Source organism: Methylocystis sp. Se48 (assembly GCF_056269425.1).
The window spans coordinates 191,629-209,884 of sequence record NZ_CM149850.1; the positions used below are offsets into that span (position 1 = coordinate 191,629).

Annotated in this window: 17 protein-coding genes; 7 read left to right on the plus strand and 10 right to left on the minus strand. The window is 66.2% G+C overall.

Annotated elements, in window-relative coordinates:
* Window positions 1–236: 236 nt before the first annotated feature.
* Complete coding sequence (pdxA, locus tag ACV959_RS00955) at window positions 237–1,232, plus strand: 4-hydroxythreonine-4-phosphate dehydrogenase PdxA (RefSeq protein ID WP_475738068.1); 996 nt, start codon at window positions 237–239, stop codon at window positions 1,230–1,232.
* The gene (gene rsmA, locus ACV959_RS00960) at window positions 1,229–2,077 is read left to right on the plus strand and encodes a 16S rRNA (adenine(1518)-N(6)/adenine(1519)-N(6))-dimethyltransferase RsmA (protein ID WP_475738069.1); all 849 of its coding nucleotides are present in this window, start codon (window positions 1,229–1,231) and stop codon (window positions 2,075–2,077) included. Before pdxA ends, rsmA begins: the two co-directional genes overlap by 4 nt.
* Window positions 2,078–2,132: 55 nt before the next feature.
* Here rsmA and gmk read toward each other — a convergent pair whose 3' ends face one another.
* The 6 genes from gmk to fabG form a co-directional block, all read right to left on the minus strand.
* Window positions 2,133–2,774 carry a guanylate kinase gene (gmk, locus tag ACV959_RS00965; protein WP_475739724.1) on the minus strand — a complete coding sequence of 214 codons (642 nt, stop codon included), beginning with the start codon at window positions 2,772–2,774 and terminating at the stop codon, window positions 2,133–2,135.
* 73 nt (window positions 2,775–2,847) lie between these two features.
* Window positions 2,848–3,735, minus strand: coding sequence for a YicC/YloC family endoribonuclease (locus ACV959_RS00970; protein WP_475738070.1), 888 nt, complete (start codon window positions 3,733–3,735; stop codon window positions 2,848–2,850).
* Between the two features lie 31 nt (window positions 3,736–3,766).
* Window positions 3,767–6,100 (minus strand): endolytic transglycosylase MltG, encoded by a 2,334-nt coding sequence (mltG, locus tag ACV959_RS00975; protein ID WP_475738071.1) that lies wholly within the window; start codon window positions 6,098–6,100, stop codon window positions 3,767–3,769.
* 177 nt (window positions 6,101–6,277) lie between these two features.
* A complete protein-coding gene (fabF, locus tag ACV959_RS00980; RefSeq protein WP_475738072.1) occupies window positions 6,278–7,540 on the minus strand; it encodes a beta-ketoacyl-ACP synthase II in 1,263 nt (420 codons plus the stop codon).
* A 120-nt stretch (window positions 7,541–7,660) separates the two neighbouring features.
* On the minus strand, window positions 7,661–7,900 hold the full coding sequence (locus ACV959_RS00985; RefSeq protein ID WP_016918578.1) for an acyl carrier protein: 240 nt from the start codon (window positions 7,898–7,900) through the stop codon (window positions 7,661–7,663).
* 289 nt (window positions 7,901–8,189) lie between these two features.
* On the minus strand, window positions 8,190–8,927 hold the full coding sequence (gene fabG, locus ACV959_RS00990) for a 3-oxoacyl-[acyl-carrier-protein] reductase (RefSeq protein WP_475738073.1): 738 nt from the start codon (window positions 8,925–8,927) through the stop codon (window positions 8,190–8,192).
* Between the two features lie 428 nt (window positions 8,928–9,355).
* Between fabG and ACV959_RS00995 the strand changes: the two genes are divergently transcribed.
* Window positions 9,356–10,102: an outer membrane protein gene (locus tag ACV959_RS00995; protein ID WP_475738074.1), complete on the plus strand. Its 747-nt coding sequence runs from the start codon at window positions 9,356–9,358 to the stop codon at window positions 10,100–10,102.
* A gap of 67 nt (window positions 10,103–10,169) precedes the next feature.
* Here the strand turns inward: ACV959_RS00995 and fabD are convergent, their stop codons facing one another.
* Window positions 10,170–11,114 carry an ACP S-malonyltransferase gene (gene fabD / locus ACV959_RS01000; protein ID WP_475738075.1) on the minus strand — a complete coding sequence of 315 codons (945 nt, stop codon included), beginning with the start codon at window positions 11,112–11,114 and terminating at the stop codon, window positions 10,170–10,172.
* A 100-nt stretch (window positions 11,115–11,214) separates the two neighbouring features.
* On the opposite strand from fabD, the gene ACV959_RS01005 reads away from it, so the two are divergent.
* Window positions 11,215–11,781 carry a nucleoside deaminase gene (locus tag ACV959_RS01005; protein WP_475738076.1) on the plus strand — a complete coding sequence of 189 codons (567 nt, stop codon included), beginning with the start codon at window positions 11,215–11,217 and terminating at the stop codon, window positions 11,779–11,781.
* 69 nt (window positions 11,782–11,850) lie between these two features.
* Here the strand turns inward: ACV959_RS01005 and ACV959_RS01010 are convergent, their stop codons facing one another.
* On the minus strand, window positions 11,851–12,426 hold the full coding sequence (locus ACV959_RS01010; RefSeq protein ID WP_475738077.1) for an SOUL family heme-binding protein: 576 nt from the start codon (window positions 12,424–12,426) through the stop codon (window positions 11,851–11,853).
* Window positions 12,427–12,551: 125 nt separating this feature from the next.
* Here ACV959_RS01010 and ACV959_RS01015 point away from each other — a divergent pair, with 125 nt between their 5' ends.
* Window positions 12,552–13,106, plus strand: a complete 555-nt coding sequence (locus tag ACV959_RS01015; RefSeq protein ID WP_475738078.1) for a DUF3800 domain-containing protein — start codon at window positions 12,552–12,554, stop codon at window positions 13,104–13,106.
* Window positions 13,107–13,557: 451 nt separating this feature from the next.
* On the opposite strand, the gene acs is transcribed toward ACV959_RS01015, so the two are convergent.
* Window positions 13,558–15,489: an acetate--CoA ligase gene (gene acs, locus ACV959_RS01020; RefSeq protein WP_475738079.1), complete on the minus strand. Its 1,932-nt coding sequence runs from the start codon at window positions 15,487–15,489 to the stop codon at window positions 13,558–13,560.
* A gap of 91 nt (window positions 15,490–15,580) precedes the next feature.
* Window positions 15,581–16,261, minus strand: coding sequence for a Crp/Fnr family transcriptional regulator (locus ACV959_RS01025; RefSeq protein ID WP_475738080.1), 681 nt, complete (start codon window positions 16,259–16,261; stop codon window positions 15,581–15,583).
* A 164-nt stretch (window positions 16,262–16,425) separates the two neighbouring features.
* Between ACV959_RS01025 and leuD the strand changes: the two genes are divergently transcribed.
* Together leuD and lptB are read left to right on the plus strand one after the other, a co-directional pair.
* Window positions 16,426–17,031, plus strand: a complete 606-nt coding sequence (gene leuD, locus ACV959_RS01030) for a 3-isopropylmalate dehydratase small subunit (protein ID WP_475738081.1) — start codon at window positions 16,426–16,428, stop codon at window positions 17,029–17,031.
* Window positions 17,032–17,144: 113 nt separating this feature from the next.
* A complete protein-coding gene (gene lptB / locus ACV959_RS01035) occupies window positions 17,145–18,155 on the plus strand; it encodes an LPS export ABC transporter ATP-binding protein (RefSeq protein ID WP_475738082.1) in 1,011 nt (336 codons plus the stop codon).
* Window positions 18,156–18,256: the final 101 nt, after the last annotated feature.

The following is an 18,256-nucleotide window of genomic DNA, read 5'->3' on the forward strand; positions in this document are numbered from 1 at the left end:
CGGTTTGAAAAAAAATCTTATTGTGCATTGCAGCATAGCGCAGCCGCTCAAAGGCGACTGGGCGTAACTGGTCCCAAGCCCTCGACCAATATATACGTAGGATATACATAGCTTTTATCTATATCGGAGTATGTTGAAGATCCTTACATTGATTTCGCCGCCGTCCTGAGCAACTGTCGCCGGATGATTTCCAATCCTAGAACGTATGCGCCGTTGCGCGCCGAAGCTGGCGCGGCGTGACTCTTCCGCTTGCTTTGACGCAGGGCGACCCTTCCGGCGTCGGGCCCGAGCTCACGCTCAAGGCCTATGCGGCGCGCCGCGCCGCCCGCCTACCACCCTTCTTCGTCGTCGCCAATCCGGCGTTTCTCGCGCGCGTCGCGCGGGAGCTCTCGATCGGCGTACCGCTCGAGGAAACGACGCCGAAGCACGCCGAGAGAGTTTTCGCCCGCGCGCTGCCGATCGTGCCTCATGGGTATGAGGTGCGCGGCCCGTTCGGTCGACCAGACCCCGAGGATGCGGCGTCAACGATCGCTTCGATCGAAAAAGCCGTGGACTATGCCGTGACGGGCGAAGCGCGCGCCGTCGTCACCAACCCGATTGCGAAATCCGTTCTTTACTCGGCGGGTTTTGCGCATCCCGGCCACACGGAGTTTCTCGGCGCGCTCGCCCATCGCTATTCCGGCGGCGCTCACCGCCCCGTGATGATGCTCTGGGCCGAAGAACTCGCCGTCGTGCCGATCACCATTCACATTCCGCTCGCGGACGCGCCGAAACGTCTCACGAAGGCGCTGATCGTCGAGACGGGCGAGATTGTCGCGCGCGATTTGCGGGCGCGATTCGGGATCGCGCAGCCGCGCCTTGCTTTTTCGGGCCTCAATCCGCATGCGGGGGAAGACGGCGCGCTGGGGCGAGAGGAAATCGAGATCATTGCGCCCGCGATCGAGGATTTGCGCGCGAAGGGGATCGACGCGCGCGGGCCTTTCCCCGCGGACACGATGTTTCACGCGGCCGCCCGCAACAACTACGATGTCGCGCTTTGCCCGACCCACGATCAGGCGCTCATCCCGATCAAGACGCTCGCATTCGATCGCGGCGTGAATGTCACGCTGGGCCTGCCCTTCGTCCGCACCTCGCCCGATCACGGCACCGCCTTCGACATCGCCGGCAAGGGCGTGGCGGACGCGACGAGCCTCATCGAGGCGATCCGGCTCGCCGGGCGGATGACCGCGTGATCGACGACCTTCCGCCGCTGCGCGAGGTCGTCGCGCGTCACGGGCTGGACGCCAAAAAGACGCTCGGCCAGAATTTTCTCTTCGACCTCAATCTCACGAGCCGGATCGCGCGCGCCGCCGGACCGTTCGACGACGCGACCGTGGTCGTCGAGATCGGTCCCGGCCCCGGCGGCCTCACCCGCGCGCTGCTCGCGCAGGGCGCGCATGTGATCGCCATCGAGCGCGACCAGCGCTGTCTGCCGGCGCTTGCAGAGATCGCCGCCCATTATCCTGGCCGCCTCACGGTGATCGAGGGCGACGCGCTCGCGATCGACGTCGCCGAGCGAGTGCGCGCTCATGGGGCGCAGGGCCCCGCGCGCATCTGCGCCAATCTTCCCTACAATGTCGCGACCGCGCTGCTTACGCGCTGGATCGAGGCGGAGCCCTGGCCTTCGGTCTTCGACCGCTATGTGCTGATGTTTCAGAAAGAGGTGGCGCTGCGCATTGTCGCGACGCCCGCGAACCGCGCGGATTACGGGCGTCTCGCCGTTCTCTGCGGCTGGCGGACGCGGGCGCGCATCCTGTTCGACGTCTCGCCTGCGGCCTTCACGCCGCCGCCGAAAATCACCTCCTCGGTGGTGGAGCTCGTTCCGAACCCGTCGCCGCTCCCCTGCGATCCGCGCGCCCTCTCGCAGGTCGCGCAGGCCGCTTTCGGCCAGCGCCGCAAAATGCTGCGGCAGAGCCTGAAAAGCCTCGGCGTCGACGCGGGAGCCCTGCTGGCGGCGGCGGGGATCGAGGAGACGAAGCGCGCGGAGGAGATCGAGGTCGCGGGCTTCGTCGCGCTGGCCAACGCGCTTTCGCGATGATGAGCCAGAGCGCTTTCCGCAAGGGGATCAATCGGTCCGTCGCCGGAAAAGGGCTCTATTCGCAGAGAAGCTTCTCGACGAAGCTGTCGATCTCCCGTTCGCGCCGCGGCCGCCGCTGACGCTCGGCGCGCAGAATGGCGATCAGATCGTCGAAGGATTTTTGCAGGTCGTCGTTGACGATGACGTAGTCGTAATCCTTCCAGCGCGCGATTTCCTTGCGGGCGTTTTCAAGCCGGCGTTCGATCGCCTCGCGCGAATCCTCGGCGCGGCGTTCCAGCCGCGCCCGCAGCTCCTTCATCGAGGGCGGCAGGATGAAGACGGTGACGGCGTCCGCGCCCATCTTCTCGCGCACCTGGCGCGTGCCCTGATAGTCGATGTCGAAAAGGCAATCGCGTCCCTGCGCGAGAATCGCCTCCACGGGGCCGCGCGGCGTGCCGTAGAAGTTCCCGTGCACCTCCGCCCATTCCAGAAGCTCGCCCGCGTCGCGCATGGCGACGAACTGGCGCTCGTTGATGAAGCGGTAGTGGATGCCGTCGACCTCGCTCGACCGGCGCGCGCGCGTGGTCACGGAGATCGACAAGGTGAGGTCGAGGGCGCGGTCCTGCAACAGCATCCGCGTCAGCGTGGTCTTGCCGGCGCCGGAAGGCGAGGAAAGGATGAGAACGACGCCGCGGCGCGGCGGGAGAGAGAGATCCATATCGACGATTGTCACGAGTGGGCGCACCCGGCAATAGGCAATCGCCGCCGGTCTTTCAACCGGCGGCGGGCGGCTACTCGATGTTTTGCACCTGTTCGCGCAGTTGCTCGACCTCGATTTTCATGTCGAGGCCGATCGCCGTAAGCGCGGAGTCGTTCGATTTGGCGCAGAGCGTGTTTGTTTCGCGCCCAAGCTCCTGCGCCAGAAAATCGAGGCGGCGGCCGATCGGCCCGCCTTCGGAAAGGAGCTTCTGCGCGCTCGCGACATGCGCCTTCAGCCGGTCGAGTTCCTCGCGGATGTCGGATTTCACGGCGAGAAGCACGGCCTCCTGATGGAGCCGCGCGGGATCGAGCCCCTCGGAATTTTCGAGCAGGCGCGCGATCTGCTGGGCGAGGCGCTGCCGCACCGCGTCGGGCTGGCGCGCGGGAAGCGCGTCGGCCTGTGCGGCGAGGGCGGCGAGGCGCGTCAGCCGCCTCGCGAGAACCTCGGCCAGCGCGGCGCCCTCGCTCCCGCGCGAGGAAAGGAGCTCGTCGAGGGCGGCGTCGAGCGCGGCGAGAACGCCTTTTTCCAGCGCGGCGCGTTGCGCCTCGCCGTCTTCCGGTTCGACGACCTCGATGACGCCGCGCACTGCGAGCAGTCCGTCGAGCGAGGCCGGGCGCAGACTCGGATGGAGCGGCACGTCGTCCAGCGCGGCGAGCAGCCTGTCGAGCGCCGCGCGGTTGACGCGCACGGCCCCTTCCTCCTCCGCGCGCTTCGCCGTGAGATTGGCGAAAACGGAGCCGCGCGCGAGCCGGCCTGACAAAAGGGCGCGGGCCTTCAGCTCCACGGCGTCGAAATTCGGCGGGACGCGCAGCCGCAGGTCGAGCCCCTTGGCGTTGACGCTTTTCAGCTCCCAGGCGTAGCTCCACGGCCCCAGGCTGCCCTGCGCGCGGGCGAATCCGGTCATGCTGGAGACGGTCATCGGCGCTCCGGGCGTGAGAAACGTGGAGGGCTCAGCGCAGGCTGGCGCTCGGGGGAACGTTCTTGGCGGAGGTCAAGTCCCAGCTGCGATCGCGCAGCGGATCGAGCGCCGTGCCCTCGGAAGCGTCGAAGGCGCGCGGGCGCGCGCGCTGCGGGGCGGGCGCCAAGGCTATGGGACCGCCCGCCGGAGCGGCCGCCTCCTCGGGGGAGACTTTTTCGCTGACCGCTTCAGTCGGCAATTCGTCGGAGCCCGCCGAGAGTCCGAGCCGCGCGGCGCGGGCTTTCTGATCGGCGCGCCGGGCCGCCGAAACCGGATAGGCCGCGATCTCCGCCATGTCGTCGGGCAGGGCGCGCCCGTCGGGACTTTCGCGCGCCATCATATCCGGGCCCATCGCGCCGTCCTCGACTTCCGCCGCCGTTCCGGGCGGGACCGCCGCCAGGAGATCGGGGTCGAAGCCGCCGCTGTTCGAGCGCGGCTGTGCGGCCTCCTCCGTGAAATAGGGGCGGGCGGCGCGCAGGCGCGCGAGATGCGGCGCGGCCTCGGCGGTCGGATCCTCGAGTCCCCCGAGGAAAAAGGCGGCGCCGGCCGGACCGAACTTGCCGAGGCGATGCGTCGCGCCGTCGTCTTCCGCCATGGCGCGGCCGGGGGGGAAATCCTCGTGGCGGCCATCGATCGCGACGAGACGGCCGATCGGCGCATCTGTGCGCTTGTCGCTCTTTGGCGACGCGGGCGGGACGGTCGCCGGAACGGACTGATCGATCCCGCCATTGGCCTTGTTCTTCTGGTCCAGCTCTATGCGGCGCCAATTCTGGACGTTGCGCGCATGCTGGTCGAGCGATTCGGCGAAGACATGGCCGCCTGTGCCGTCGGCGACGAAGTAGAGATCGCGCGTGTTGGCGGGATTGGCCGTCGCCTCCAGCGCCGCCTTGCCGGGATTGGCGATCGGGCCCGGCGGCAGGCCGTCGATGGCGTAGGTGTTGTAGGGCGTCCACTTCTCGATTTCGGACCGCGTGATGCCGTGGCCGAGCGTCGCCTTGCCGCCGACGAGGCCGTAAACAATCGTCGGATCGGACTGGAGCCGCATGCCCTTGCGCAGGCGGTTTATGAAGACCGCGGCGACGCGCGGGCGCTCGTCGGGCTTGCCCGTCTCCTTTTCGACGATTGAGGCGAGCGTCACCAGTTCGTAGGGCGAGCGCAGGGGCAGGTCCTTTGCGCGCTTCTGCCAGATGTGGTCGAGCGTCTTGCGCTGATCTTCCTGCATCTTGGCGATCAGCTTGGAGCGGGGATAGCCGCGCGGGAATTTATAGGTTTCCGGCAGCAGCGCCCCTTCTTTCGGCGTTTCGAGAATATCGCCGGCGAGAATATCCGATTCGCGCAGGCGCTGGGCGATCTGCTCGCTCGTCAGCCCTTCCGGAATGGTGAGGCTGTGCATGAGCTGCCGCCCGGCGACGAGTTCGTCGATCACCTCGCGCAGGCTGATCCTCTTCTTGAACTGGTATTCGCCGGGCTTGAGCTTGCTGCGCACGCCCTCGACCAGAACAGCGAAATTCATCAGGCCGGGGCTGTCGATGACGCCTTCGCGCTCGAGCTGCGCGAGCATTTCGGGCACGTCGCTGCGCGGCGGCAGATAGACGATCTTGTCTGCGGCGAGCGGGCCCGGCTCCTTGAGCTTGTGAATCATCGCGATGACGCCGAAGACGCCTGCGACGAGCGCGACGAGGAGGAAGCTCAAAAAGCCGCTCATGGCTGACAGCGTGCCGTCGCGGCGCTTCTTTTTTTTCGGCGGGGGCGCGGGCGGGGCCTCCGGTTGCAGCGCCTGCTTGGCGCCGTGAAGAGTCGCGCGCCGGCGGAAGAGCGAAGAGCCCGCCGGCTCCGGTTCCGGCGCCGGCCTCGGCTCCACGGCGACGTCCGGGGCCTTCGGCGCAGGCGCCGGCTGAGGATTGACCACGGCCGCCGCAGGCTTTGGCGCGGGAGGCGGTACGGCGGGCGCGGCTTCGGCCGGTTTCGGCGGGCTGGTTATTTCGGTCGCTGGGCCTTTCCCCGCTTCGGGCGCCGTCGCGGCGGGCGTAGCCGATGCCGCCGCCGCCGGCTGCGCCGGGGCAGGAGCAGGGGCAGGGGCAGGTGCAGGTTCGGGCGGCGCGGGGCGGGGCGTTTCAGGCGCGACCTTCGCGGGCTCGGGCGCTGCGGCCTGGGCCGCTGACGCCGTTTCGCCAGCGGGCGCGGCCGTCTTTGGCGTCTGAGGTTCAGCGTCGGCGATTTTCGGCGGCTGCGGCGCCGGGGCAGCGTCCGACCCCGTCTGCGCGGCCTTGGGTTCTTCGCCCGGCGTCGCCGCTTTATCGCCCGTCTCGTCGCTTACGATGCTCATGAACGCCCAATCCAGATCGACCCTGTTCCAAGCGCCCGAAGGGACTTGTCGCCGAATGACTTACACTATCGGTCATTGTGGCGAATTCAGGAACGGGCGAACAGGGTTAACAGGCGCGGCTCCCGGGCGAAACCCTTCGCCCGGGAGAACCCGCGACCATTGTGCGCGACCGCGGAGTCAGGATGCGCGGCGGAAAAGCAGCGATGCGTTGGTGCCGCCGAATCCGAAGGAGTTGGACAGCGCCACATTGATCTCGCGCGGACGCGCCGCCTTCGGCACGAGGTCGATCGCCGTCTCGACGGAGGGATTGTCGAGATTGCGCGTGGGCGGCGCGACGTTGTGCGCCATGGCGAGGATCGTATACACGGCCTCGACCGCGCCCGCCGCGCCCAGAAGATGCCCGATCGCCGATTTGGTCGACGACATGGACAGCTTGGGCTCATTGTTGCCGATGAGGCGTTCGACCGCCTTGAGCTCGATTTCGTCGCCGAGCGGCGTCGAGGTGCCGTGGGCGTTGACGTAGTCGATCTCGCTCACGGGCGTGCCGGAGCGCTTCAGCGCGGCCTTCATGCAGCGATAGGCGCCGTCTCCGTCCGGCGTCGGCGCGGTAATGTGAAAGGCGTCCCCGGACATGCCATAGCCGATCAGCTCAGCGTAGATTTTCGCGCCGCGGGCCTTCGCGTGCTCGTATTCCTCGAGCACGACGCAGCCGGCGCCTTCGCCGAGGACGAAGCCGTCGCGGTCCTTGTCATAAGGGCGCGACGCGTCCGCGGGCCGATCGTTGAAGCCGGTGGAGAGCGCGCGGCAGGCCGCGAAGCCCGCGACGCCGATTCGGTTCACCGGCGATTCGGCGCCGCCTGCGACCATCACGTCGGCGTCGCCCATGGCGATGATGCGCGCGGCGTCGCCGATGGCGTGCGTGCCGGTCGCGCAGGCTGTTACCACGGCGTGATTCGGTCCCTTGAGGCCGTGCATGATCGAGACATAGCCGGCGACGAGATTGATGATGCGGCCCGACACGAAGAAGGGAGAGACCCGCCGCGGACCCTTTTCCTTAAGCGTGATCGAGGTTTCGTAGATGCCGCCGAGGCCGCCGATGCCGGAGCCAATGAGGACGCCGGTCGTCTCCTGCTTTTCAGGGGTGTCGGCCTTCCAGCCCGCGTCAGCGAGCGCCTGCGTCGCGGCGGCGGCGCCGTAGATGATAAAGTCGTCGACCTTGCGCTGTTCCTTGGGATCGAACCAGTCGTCGGGATTGAACGAGCCGTCGGATCCGTCCCCGCGCGGCACGACGGCCGCGATCTGGCAGGCGAGATCGTCCGTCTCGAAAGTGTCGATGCGGCGGAAGCCGTGTTCGCCGGCGGCGAGACGCCGCCAATTCGTTTCGACGCCGCAGCCCAAAGGGGACACGACGCCCAGGCCGGTGACGACCACCCTGCGCATGCGCTGCTCTCGAATCTGGATGTTGCTTTTTCCGGCGCCCGCCGGTCGCCGTCGGGCGCCGCTCTCGTCGCCGCGAACGACCGGCGTTCGGACGCCGGACCGTTCGGCTAGCGAGCCGCCTCAGGCGGCCTTGGCCTTCTCGAGAAATTTCACGGCGTCGCCGACCGTCAGAATGGTCTCGGCCGCATCGTCCGGGATCTCGACGCCGAATTCTTCCTCGAAAGCCATGACCAGCTCGACCGTGTCGAGCGAGTCGGCTCCCAGGTCGTCGATGAAATTCGCCTTGTCGACGACCTTTTCGGGCTCGACGCCGAGGTGTTCGACAACGATCTTCTTCACGCGCTCGGCGACATCGCTCATCTTATTTCGTCCCTGTTGCTGTGGTGCACGCACCCATGTCGGCGACGCGGCGTGACCCGCTCGCCGTTTCCTCCAAAATTTCAAGCGCTCCAACCGCATGTCCGAGGCGGCGCGGCAAGCGGCGCGCGGGCCTGTCGTCGGAGAATGCGGCGGCGCCGCCCCTCGTGCGGCGAGGGTCTGGTAACATACTTCGAATAGGATGGCGAGAGGGCGCGAGCGGGGCGCAAGGCCCCGGAAACGGCCCTCCGGCGGGGTCGAACGGCGTCGAATCGCCGCAGCGCGGGCGCCGTCAAATCATGGCCATGCCGCCGTTGACGTGCAGGGTCTGGCCGGTGACGTAGCCGGCTTCCTCGCTCGCGAGATAGACGACCGCGGCGGCGACGTCGGCGCCAGAGCCGAGGCGCCCGGCCGGAACCCGCGCGAGGATCGCCTGCTTCTGGGCGTCGGTCAGCGCGTCGGTCATGGGGCTCTCGATGAAGCCCGGGGCGACGCAGTTCACCGTAACGCCGCGCGACGCGACTTCCGCCGCGAGCGACTTCGACATGCCGATCATGCCCGCCTTGGCGGCGGCGTAATTGCCCTGGCCCGGATTGCCGGTGACGCCGACGACCGAAGTAATGCCGACGATGCGCCCAAATCGCTTCTTCATCATCCCTCGCAGCGCGGCGCGCGACAGCCGGAAGGCGGCGGTGAGATTGATGTCGAGCACCGTCTGCCAATCCTCGTCCTTCAGCCGCATGAAGAGCATGTCGCGGGTGACGCCGGCGTTGTTGACGAGAATGTCCAGTCCGCCCATGGCCGCCTCGGCCGCCGGCACGAGCTTTTCCGTGTCTTCGCGGTCAGCGAGGTTGCAGGGCAGGACGTGGGTCGTTCCGCCGATTTCGGCGGCGAGCGATTCGAGCGCCTCGCGCCGTGTGCCGGAAAGCGCCACCGTGGCGCCCGCCACAACCAGCGCGCGCGCGATGTCCTTTCCGATTCCGCCGCTTGCGCCGGTCACTAGCGCCGTCTTGCCCGTCAGGTCGAACATTCCATTTCCTCCGCTTGAACCGGCGTCCGGCTCCCCCGCCGCCGGCCGTCTTGCGGCCCCGGTTTAACCCGGCTGCGCGGAAATGCGAGCCTTTTGAGCGGCGCCCGCCAAATTGCGGGCGTTCCCATTCGGCGCCAGAGCGCGGGTTGTTCGCATATCGAGATGGCGCCAGTCCTGAACGACGGTTCAGGAAGCCTTAAAAAACATCGGTAACCAATGGTAAAACAATGCGAATCTTGAAGCGTGACCGATTTGCAACAGAAGAATTCTTTCAGCCTGAGCAGGCCGGAATTTACCATCTGTTGGTTGCTTTCAACCGGACTTTTTGACCAGACTGCGCGCGCTTGGGGTCCGCATCGGGATACGTCCGTCAAGTCAGGGCGGATGCGGGTCGTAAAGACGCTGACTTGAACACCAAGGATTACGACATGAAGACAGCTCTCTCCGCCATCGCCCTGGCGGCCGCTCTGGCCGCCGGCGCCGCGCAGGCCGCGGACCTGCCGTCGCGCAAGGCCCCGCCGCCGGCCTATATTCCCCCGCCGCCGGTCATGACCTGGACCGGGTTCTACGCCGGTCTGAACATCGGCGGCGGCTGGCAGGATCAGTCCTCCTCCAACGTCTGGTGGGGCAACAACTCCAACTCCGGCGGCGTCGTCGGCGGCGGCCAGCTCGGCTACAACTACCAGTTGTCCCCGATGTTGGTCGTGGGCGTCGAGACCGACTTCCAGGGCACGAGCATCGGCGGCGGCGGCGCCAACAACGCCTGGGCGATCGCCTGGGGCGGCTTTGGCGGCTCCACGGCCCGCATCAACTGGTTCGGCACGGTTCGCGGCCGCGTTGGCCTGACTTTCCCGGGCTGGTCGCAGTTCATGATCTACGGCACGGGCGGCTTCGCCTACGCCGACGTTCAGCGGAATCTCTGGTGGAACCAGAACAGCGCCGTTCAGACGGGCTGGACCGCCGGCGGCGGCGCCGAGTGGATGTTCCTGCCGAACTGGTCGGTCAAGGCCGAATACCTCTACACCGAGGTTTCGGGCAACAACCAGAACTGGGCTTTCAACCCCGGCATTGGCCTCAACAACGTGAACAATCGCACGCGCTTCCACACGGTCCGCGCGGGCGTGAACTATCACTTCAACTGGGGCGCTCCGGCTCCGGTTCTGGCCGCCTACTGATCGGCGCCCGGTCGATAATTCTGAAAGCCCGGCCGAAAGGCCGGGCTTTTTGTTTTGTCCCGCCCCGTCAGAGGGCGCGATAGGCGTCGAGATCGGCCGGCGTCCCGACCGAGACGGCGACGGCCTGAGGGGCGATTCGCTTCAACAGGCCGGCGAGCACCTTGCCCGAGCCGCATTCGACGAATTTCGTTACGCCCTGACCGGCGATATAGGCCATGCACTCGCGCCAGCGCACGGCGCCGGTCACCTGTTCCACGAGCAGCTTGCGGATCATCTCCGGATCCTTGACCGGCCCCGCCGTGACATTGGCGACGACCGGAACGCGCGGCGCCGAAATGGCCGCGCCGGCGAGGGCGGCCGCCATGGCGTCGGCGGCGGGCTGCATGAGCGCGCAATGGAAGGGCGCGGAAACGGGCAGTAGCACCGCGCGCTTGATCCCCTTTTCCTTCGCGATCTCCATCGCCTTCTCGACCGCCGACCGCGCGCCCGAGATCACCACCTGACCGCCGCCATTGTCGTTGGCTACCTGACAGCAGGCGGAGAGGGAGGCGGCGGCCGCGTCCGCGATCTCCTTCGCCTGATCGAGCTCGGCGCCGAGCAGCGCCGCCATGGCGCCTTCGCCCACGGGCACGGCCTTCTGCATGGCGTCGCCGCGAATGCGCAGCAGCTTCGCCGTGTCGGCGACGGAGAGCGCCCCGGCGGCGGCGAGCGCCGAATATTCCCCGAGCGAATGGCCGGCCACGAAAGCCGAGTCCCTTGCGAGGTCGAGTCCGCACTCCGCCTCGAGCACGCGGATCGCGGCGAGCGAGACCGCCATCAGCGCCGGCTGGGCGTTGGCGGTGAGCGTCAGCTCGTTTTCCGGCCCCTCGAACATCAGCGTCGAGAGCCTCTGGGAGAGGGCCGAATCGACCTCCTCGAACACCGCGCGGGCGGGCGCGAAATTTTCGGCCAGCGCCTTGCCCATGCCCACCGCCTGCGAGCCCTGTCCGGGAAAAATGAAAGCCTTCGACATGCGCGTTTCGCCCTCTTCGAATTTCGTTTCGCGCCGCGAGTGGCATTGGCGCGCGCGGCGTGTCAAGCTTCGCAAAGGTCGCGGCGCGCTGGAGAGGCCGATGACGAAGGGATTTTGCGCATGCGGACGCGATGCGGGGGTGAGCCGCCGCGGCGTTCTGGCGGGCGCCGCAGGGACCGGCCTCGCCGCCGCGTTCGGCTCCGCGCCCGCGCGGGCGAAGGCGGTCGTCGCGCCCGCGCGGGCGGAAGACGAAGGCTTCATGCGGCTCGCGCTGGAGGAGGCGGAGAAGGGGGACTTTCCCTTTGGCGCGGTGATCCTGCGCGCTGGCAAGGTCGCGGCGCGCGGGCGCAACATGGGGATCAGGACCAACGACCCCACGGCGCATGGCGAAATGGTCGCAATCCGCAATTTCTGCGCGGCCCATCCGGCGGACCAGTTGAAGGGCGCGACGATCTACACGACAGGCGAGCCCTGCCCGATGTGCATGGGCGCGATCTTGTGGAGCGGCTTCGCCCGGATGGTCTACGCCGCCTCGATCGAGGAGCTGTCGGCGAAGATCGGCCAGATCAGGACGCCGAGCCGGTTGCTCGCCGAGGCCGCGCCCTTCGAGACGATCGAGATCACGGGCGGCGTTCTGGCGCGGGAGGCGCTGGCGCTGTTCAAATGAGCGTTGCCCGCCCCCGCGCCGCGCTCTTGACGGCCTTCGCGCGGGGGCGAGCGCGTCAGGGTCGAGGGATCATTGGCGAGGGATCTCGACCATGACCTCGTTGCGCCGGTTCCACGGCAGCGTCCAGGGCGGATCGTAGAAGGCGTAAAGAGGCGGGCCCTTCGGCGTCAGGCCCTGCGCCTTCACATAATCGAGCAGTTTCTCCGACTGAACGGCAAGGTCGGCGTCGCCGGCCAGCCCGGAGAAGCGGATCGCCGCCATGCGCTTGCCCGGCAGTTGCGCGAGCGTTACGGCGCCGTCGTTCGGGCGGGGCAGAGCCGCCATCGAATAGCGGGCGGGCATGGAAAAGCGGATTTTCCAAGCCTCCCCGTCGCGCGTCTGGGCGACGGGGGCGGTCATGGCGATTTTTTCCTCGCGCGCATTGGCGCCGAAGATGTAACCGGCGAGGCGGCGGAAGCCCGCGTTCAGGCCCGCGCCGCGCTCGCCGGCGACCGTCGTTTCCGCGACGATCTGCGGCGCATAGTCGCGAATCTCGAAGGCGCCGGCGGAGGCCGCCACCGAATATCGCGCATGTTCCACGCCGGAATCCGCAAGCACGGGGGATGTCGCGGCCATCCCGGCGAGAACGGCGGATAAGCGCCGCATTGCCCACTCCTTCTCTTCTCTAGGGAGAAAGGTGCGGCGCAACGGGGCGGCGGAACAGGCGCAGGGGCGCCAATGAGGGGTGGATTTTTGCCAAGCGCGGCCGCTGGCATTAGACTCGCTCCCCGGTGATTCCGAAAGTCGCACGATTGCAGATTCTTACTGCTTACATTGACGAAGCCGGAGACGAAGGCATCGGAAAACTGGCCGCCGGCCCGACAGGCGGCCAATCGCGTTGGCTTATTCTTGGGGCTTGTATCGTCAGGCATGAGAACGATTTGAAGCTGCCGTATTGGCGTGATCGTATTCTCACCCGTTTCCCAAATCGTCAGTGTCGAGATCTTCACTTCCGTAACCTCAAACACGAACAGAAGATTGTGGTATGCCAAGAAATTGCAGAGATGCCGGTCGGTGTCGCTGTTGCGATGTCTCACAAGGTCGCAATTCCGGGGTCTAGGTACGAAAAAATATTCAAACAAAAAGGGTTCCTGTATAATTATCTGGTTAGATGGCTGTTGGAGCGTGTAACGACGGCATGTATGCGCGGCGCAGAGCCTGAGTCTTGCAGACTCAGGATAGTGTTTTCGAGGCGAGGCTCGACTGACTATCATAATATGATGGAGTATTTCCGATTAACGCGAGATGGAAACGAAGCTACCCGTCCAGCGAGACGAATTATTTGACCAATTATTGATTTTGAAAAAATTTCAGTCGAGAATCACTCGAAGTGGGCCGGGCTCCAAATAGCAGATTGCGCAACGAGTGCTTTCTTCTCTGCAGTTGAACCTAACCATTACGCCAACTATGAGCACAGTTATACGAAACTACTAAAACCGCGCTTGATTAAGCAGGATGGCAGGATGCTAAATTGCGGAGTGACAGCTGTTTCTTCCCGCGCTGCGAACCGCCTTGATCGGGAACAGCATTTGTTCTTTTCACATTTTGCGTAATATGAAAAGGCAGACCCCGGCCCCTGTTCCACACCGCAAAGGGTGCTGCCGCCACAAGGCAACTCGGGGTAGTTTCGGCGCGTGCCTGCCCAGGCCAAAGATAGCACGATTTTCGTAAGAATCAAAAATCGTCACTTGTCAATACTGCTTCCACAAAAATGTGATTTCATTCCAAGTGTAAGACTTAACCCGTCGGCCGCCCCCGCATCAGCTCCTCCACGACCCCCGGGTCCGCCAGCGTCGACGTATCCCCCAGCGCGCCGAACTCGCCTTCCGCGATCTTGCGCAAAATCCGCCGCATGATCTTGCCCGAGCGGGTTTTCGGCAGGCCCGGCGCGAACTGGATCACGTCCGGGGTCGCGATGGGGCCGATTTCCTCGCGCACCCATTTGACAAGCTCCTTGCGCAAATGTTCGGTCGGCTGCGCGCCCGCCATCAGCGTCACATAAGCGTAGATGCCTTGCCCTTTCAGATCATGGGGATAGCCGACGACGGCGGCCTCCGAGACCTTGCCGTGCGCGACGAGGGCGCTTTCGATCTCGGCTGTGCCGAGGCGGTGGCCGGAGACGTTGATGACGTCGTCGACGCGGCCCGTGATCCAGTAATAGCCGTCGGCGTCGCGGCGGGCGCCGTCGCCGGTGAAATATTTGCCGGGATAGGCGGAGAAATAGGTTTGCGCGAAGCGCTCGTGGTCGCCGAAGACCGTGCGCATCTGCCCGGGCCATGAATCGGCGATGACGAGATTGCCTTCGCAGGCGCCTTCCAGAACCTTGCCCGCGGCGTCCACGATCTCCGGAAAGACGCCGAAGAGCGGCCGCGTCGCCGAGCCGGGCTTGAGCGCGGTCGCGCCAGGCAGCGGCGCGATGAGAATCCCGCCCGTCTCCGTCTGCCACCAGGTGTCGACGATCGGGCAGCGCCCCTCGCCCACGACGCGGTGATACCATTCCCAGGCTTCCGGATTGATCGGCTCGCCGACGGAGCCGAGCAGGCGCAGCGATTTGCGGCTGGTCTTTTTCACCGACGCCTCGCCCGCCGCCATGAGCGCGCGGATCGCAGTCGGCGCGGTGTAGAAGATATTCACGCCATGCTTGTCGACGATCTCCCAGAAGCGGGAGACGCTCGGATAATTCGGCACGCCTTCGAACATCAGCGTCGTCGCGCCATTCGCCAGCGGGCCGTAGAGAATATAGCTGTGGCCGGTCACCCAGCCGACGTCGGCCGTGCACCAATAGACCTCGCCAGGCCGGTAGTCGAAGACGAGTTCGTGGGTCATCGCGGCGTAGACGAGATAGCCGCCCGTCGTATGCAGCACGCCCTTGGGTTTGCCGGTGGAGCCGGAGGTGTAGAGGATGAAGAGCGGGTCTTCCGCGTTCATCTCGGCGTAGGGACAGTCGGCGGGGACCGAGGCCGCTTCCTCCTCGTAGCGGTAGTCGCGGCCTGCGACCCAGTCGACCTCGGCGCCCGTGCGCGTGACGACGAGCACGCTTTTCACGGAGACCTTTTCCAGCGCCGCGTCGACATTGGCCTTGAGCGCGATCCTGCGGCCGCCGCGCAGCCCCTCGTCGGCGGTGACGACGACCCGCGAGGCCGCGTCCTCGATGCGTCCCGCGAGCGCCTCCGGCGAAAAGCCGCCGAAGACCACCGAATGAACCGCGCCGATCCGCGCGCAGGCCAGCATGGCGTAGGCGGCCTCGGGGATCATCGGCAGGTAGATGGTGACGCGGTCGCCCTTGCCGACGCCATGTTTTTTCAAAACATTGGCGAAGCGGCAGACATGCTCGTGAAGCTCGCCATACGTGATGTGCTTCGAGATGGAAGGATCGTCGCCCTCCCAGATGATCGCGGTCTGGTCCGCGCGGCTGGCGAGATGACGGTCGACGCAATTCATCGCGGCATTGGTCGCGCCGTCCTCGAACCACCGGATGGAGACATTGTGCGCGTCGAAGCTCGTATGCTTCACCCGAGTGAAGGGCCTGATCCAGTCGATGCGCGCCGCCTCCCGCGCCCAGAAGGCGTCCGGGTCATTTCGGGACAGCTCGTAAAGCGCGCGATATTCCGCCTCGTTGACGCGCGCGTTTTTCCAGTTCTCGGGGACGGGATAGAGCTTCTCGGACATGATTTCCTCGCTTGTCGTCCCGCTGGCGGGCGTCGTTTCTCCGCGTCGATTCTAGCCTTCGCCGGCGGCGAAGCGAAGCAGGCGGGGAGGCCTAGGGCGGGCCCTGGACCGCCTCCCCGCCCCGCGCCGCGATCTGCTTCGTCTCGCTCGCCGCCCGCGCGACCTCAACGTTGTGCTGCATCCGCCGCATCATGAGCTTCATCAGATAGAAGCCGAATTGCGGATTTTGCGCCGCGAGCTCGAGCAGCTCATCGTAGCGCACGGCGAGGAGGTCCACGTCCGTTTCGGCGATCGCCGTGGCGGTTCGGCGGTTCTCCTCGGTGAACAGGCCCATCTCGCCGAAGAAGGCGCCCGGCTCCAGCGTCACGCCCGGCTCGGGCAGCGAGACCTTGCCGCGCACGAGAATATAGGCTTCCTCAGACAAATCGCCCTTGTGGTGGAGCGTGAAGCCCGCGGGCAATTTCAGCGGCTTCATGTAGGGCCGCAGCCATTCATAGTCGAATTCGCCGCCGCTCGCGGCCGCGCTGGCCGCCCGCACGTCGGCGATGAGGCGGCGCATCTGATGCAGGCGGAAGACGTTGATCGGCGCCATGAAGGCGTTGAGCGCGAAGAGCGGGTAATAGCCCTTCAAAAAGAAGTAGGCCGCGAAAAGGGCGTTGGCGACGATCGCCGCGATGCGCAGCGGGATCATCGTGTCCGAGACGAAGACAAAGACGTTCGCCGCCGCGGCGAGATAGCCGATCGCCTCGACGATCCAGTTCTGGGGGATCATGATCCGGCCGCTTCATGAAACTGCGGAATCGCGCCACCTTAGCAGAAGCGCGGCGCGCGAGGCGAGCGGCGCGCGGCGAAAGGCGCCGGAGCGGGCGCCCTTTGCCTTGGCCGGGCAATTTGCTAAAGGGCGCGACACGTTCCTTTCCGCGTCAGGCCGAAAAAATGGACAAGTTCACCACTCTTACGGGGGTCGCCGCGCCGTTGCCGATCATGAATGTCGATACGGACATGATCATCCCCAAGCAATATCTGAAGACGATTAAGCGCACCGGCCTGGGCAAGGGCCTCTTTTCGGAGTTGCGCTACCGCGAGGACGGCTCGGAGAATCCCGATTTCGTGCTCAACCAGCCGGCCTATCGCAAGGCGACGATTCTGATCGCCGGCGACAATTTCGGCTGCGGCTCCTCTCGCGAGCACGCGCCCTGGGCGCTGCTCGACTTCGGCCTGCGCTGCGTCATTTCGACGAGCTTCGCCGACATCTTCTACAACAACTGCTTCAAGAACGGCATTCTGCCGATCAGGGTGACGCAGGCCGAGCTCGACAAACTCATGGACGACGCGCTGCGCGGGGCCAACGCGACGCTGACGGTCGATCTCGCGGCGCAGGAGATTCGCGGGCCGGACGGCGGCGTCGTCAAATTCGACATCGATCCCTTCCGCAAGCACTGCCTGCTGAACGGCCTCGACGACATCGGCTTGACGCTCCAGAAAGCGGACAAGATCGACGCCTACGAGAAAACCGCCGCGCAGGCGCGCCCCTGGGCGTGAGCGCGCCGGCGGGTCGCCGGGCGCGTGAGCAGGGGGCCGGAAGCGTCGTCCGCGGCAATCGGGGCGACGCTCCAGCGTTCGGTAACTCTAAATCTTTTCGCGACGGACGCCCTTTGAGCTATTTCGCCGCCCTTTCGACGCGCCTTCGCGCCGCCGCGCGGTCCCTTTCCGGGGCCATCGGCGGGGTGCGGGCGCGTCTTCCCGGGGCGCCGCCGTCGGGCGCGACGATGTCGCACAAGGCGGACGATCTGGCGGAATCCGACTGGCGCGGCGACGATGGCGCTGAAAATTTAGGCGCCGCGCCGGAGGATGCGCCCGTTTGGGCGCAGGCGAAGTCTCCCAGGGAGAACGGCGGCTCCTTTACCGCCGGCGCCTACCTCGAAGGCCCGGGCCACGATGGGCAGGGCCTGCTGTCGGTGCACAATCTCGCCAAAGCCTACAAGGCGCGCCGGGTCGTGGAGGACGTGAGCCTGCACGTGGCGCGCGGCGAGGCGGTCGGTCTGCTCGGCCCCAACGGCGCCGGCAAGACGACCGTCTTCTACATGATCACGGGGCTCGTAAAGCCCGACAAGGGCGTGATTTCCCTCGACGGCTATGACGTCACGCCCCTCCCCATGTATCGCCGCGCCCGGCTCGGCATCGGCTATCTTCCACAGGAGGCGTCTGTTTTCAGGGGTCTTTCCGTGGAGGACAATATTCGCGCCGTGCTCGAGATCACGCAGCCGGATCCTAAAAAGCGCGAGGAGGAGCTCGACGGGCTCCTCGACGAAATGCGGCTGACGCGCCTGCGCAAGAGTCCGGCCGTCGCCCTTTCCGGCGGCGAGCGGCGGCGCTGCGAAATCGCCCGCGCGCTGGCGGGACATCCCTCCTTCATGCTGCTCGACGAGCCCTTCGCCGGCATCGACCCGATCGCCATCGGCGGCATTCAGGATCTTGTGCGCCATCTCAAGGCCCGCGGCATCGGCGTGCTCATCACCGATCACAGCGTCCGCGAGACGCTGGGGCTCACCGACCGCGCCTACATCATCTACAACGGCCATGTGCTGACCGAGGGAACGCCGGAGGAAATCGTGGCCAATCCGGACGTTCGCCGAATCTATCTCGGCGAAGATTTCAAGATGTAAGGGAGGGGCGTTTCGCCCTCCAGCGCGCCCTTTCCGCTCAACGCCTGATTAACCCTTGGGCGTTTGCGCGGGGGCGGCGCCGGATATTTGGTCCTGTCGTC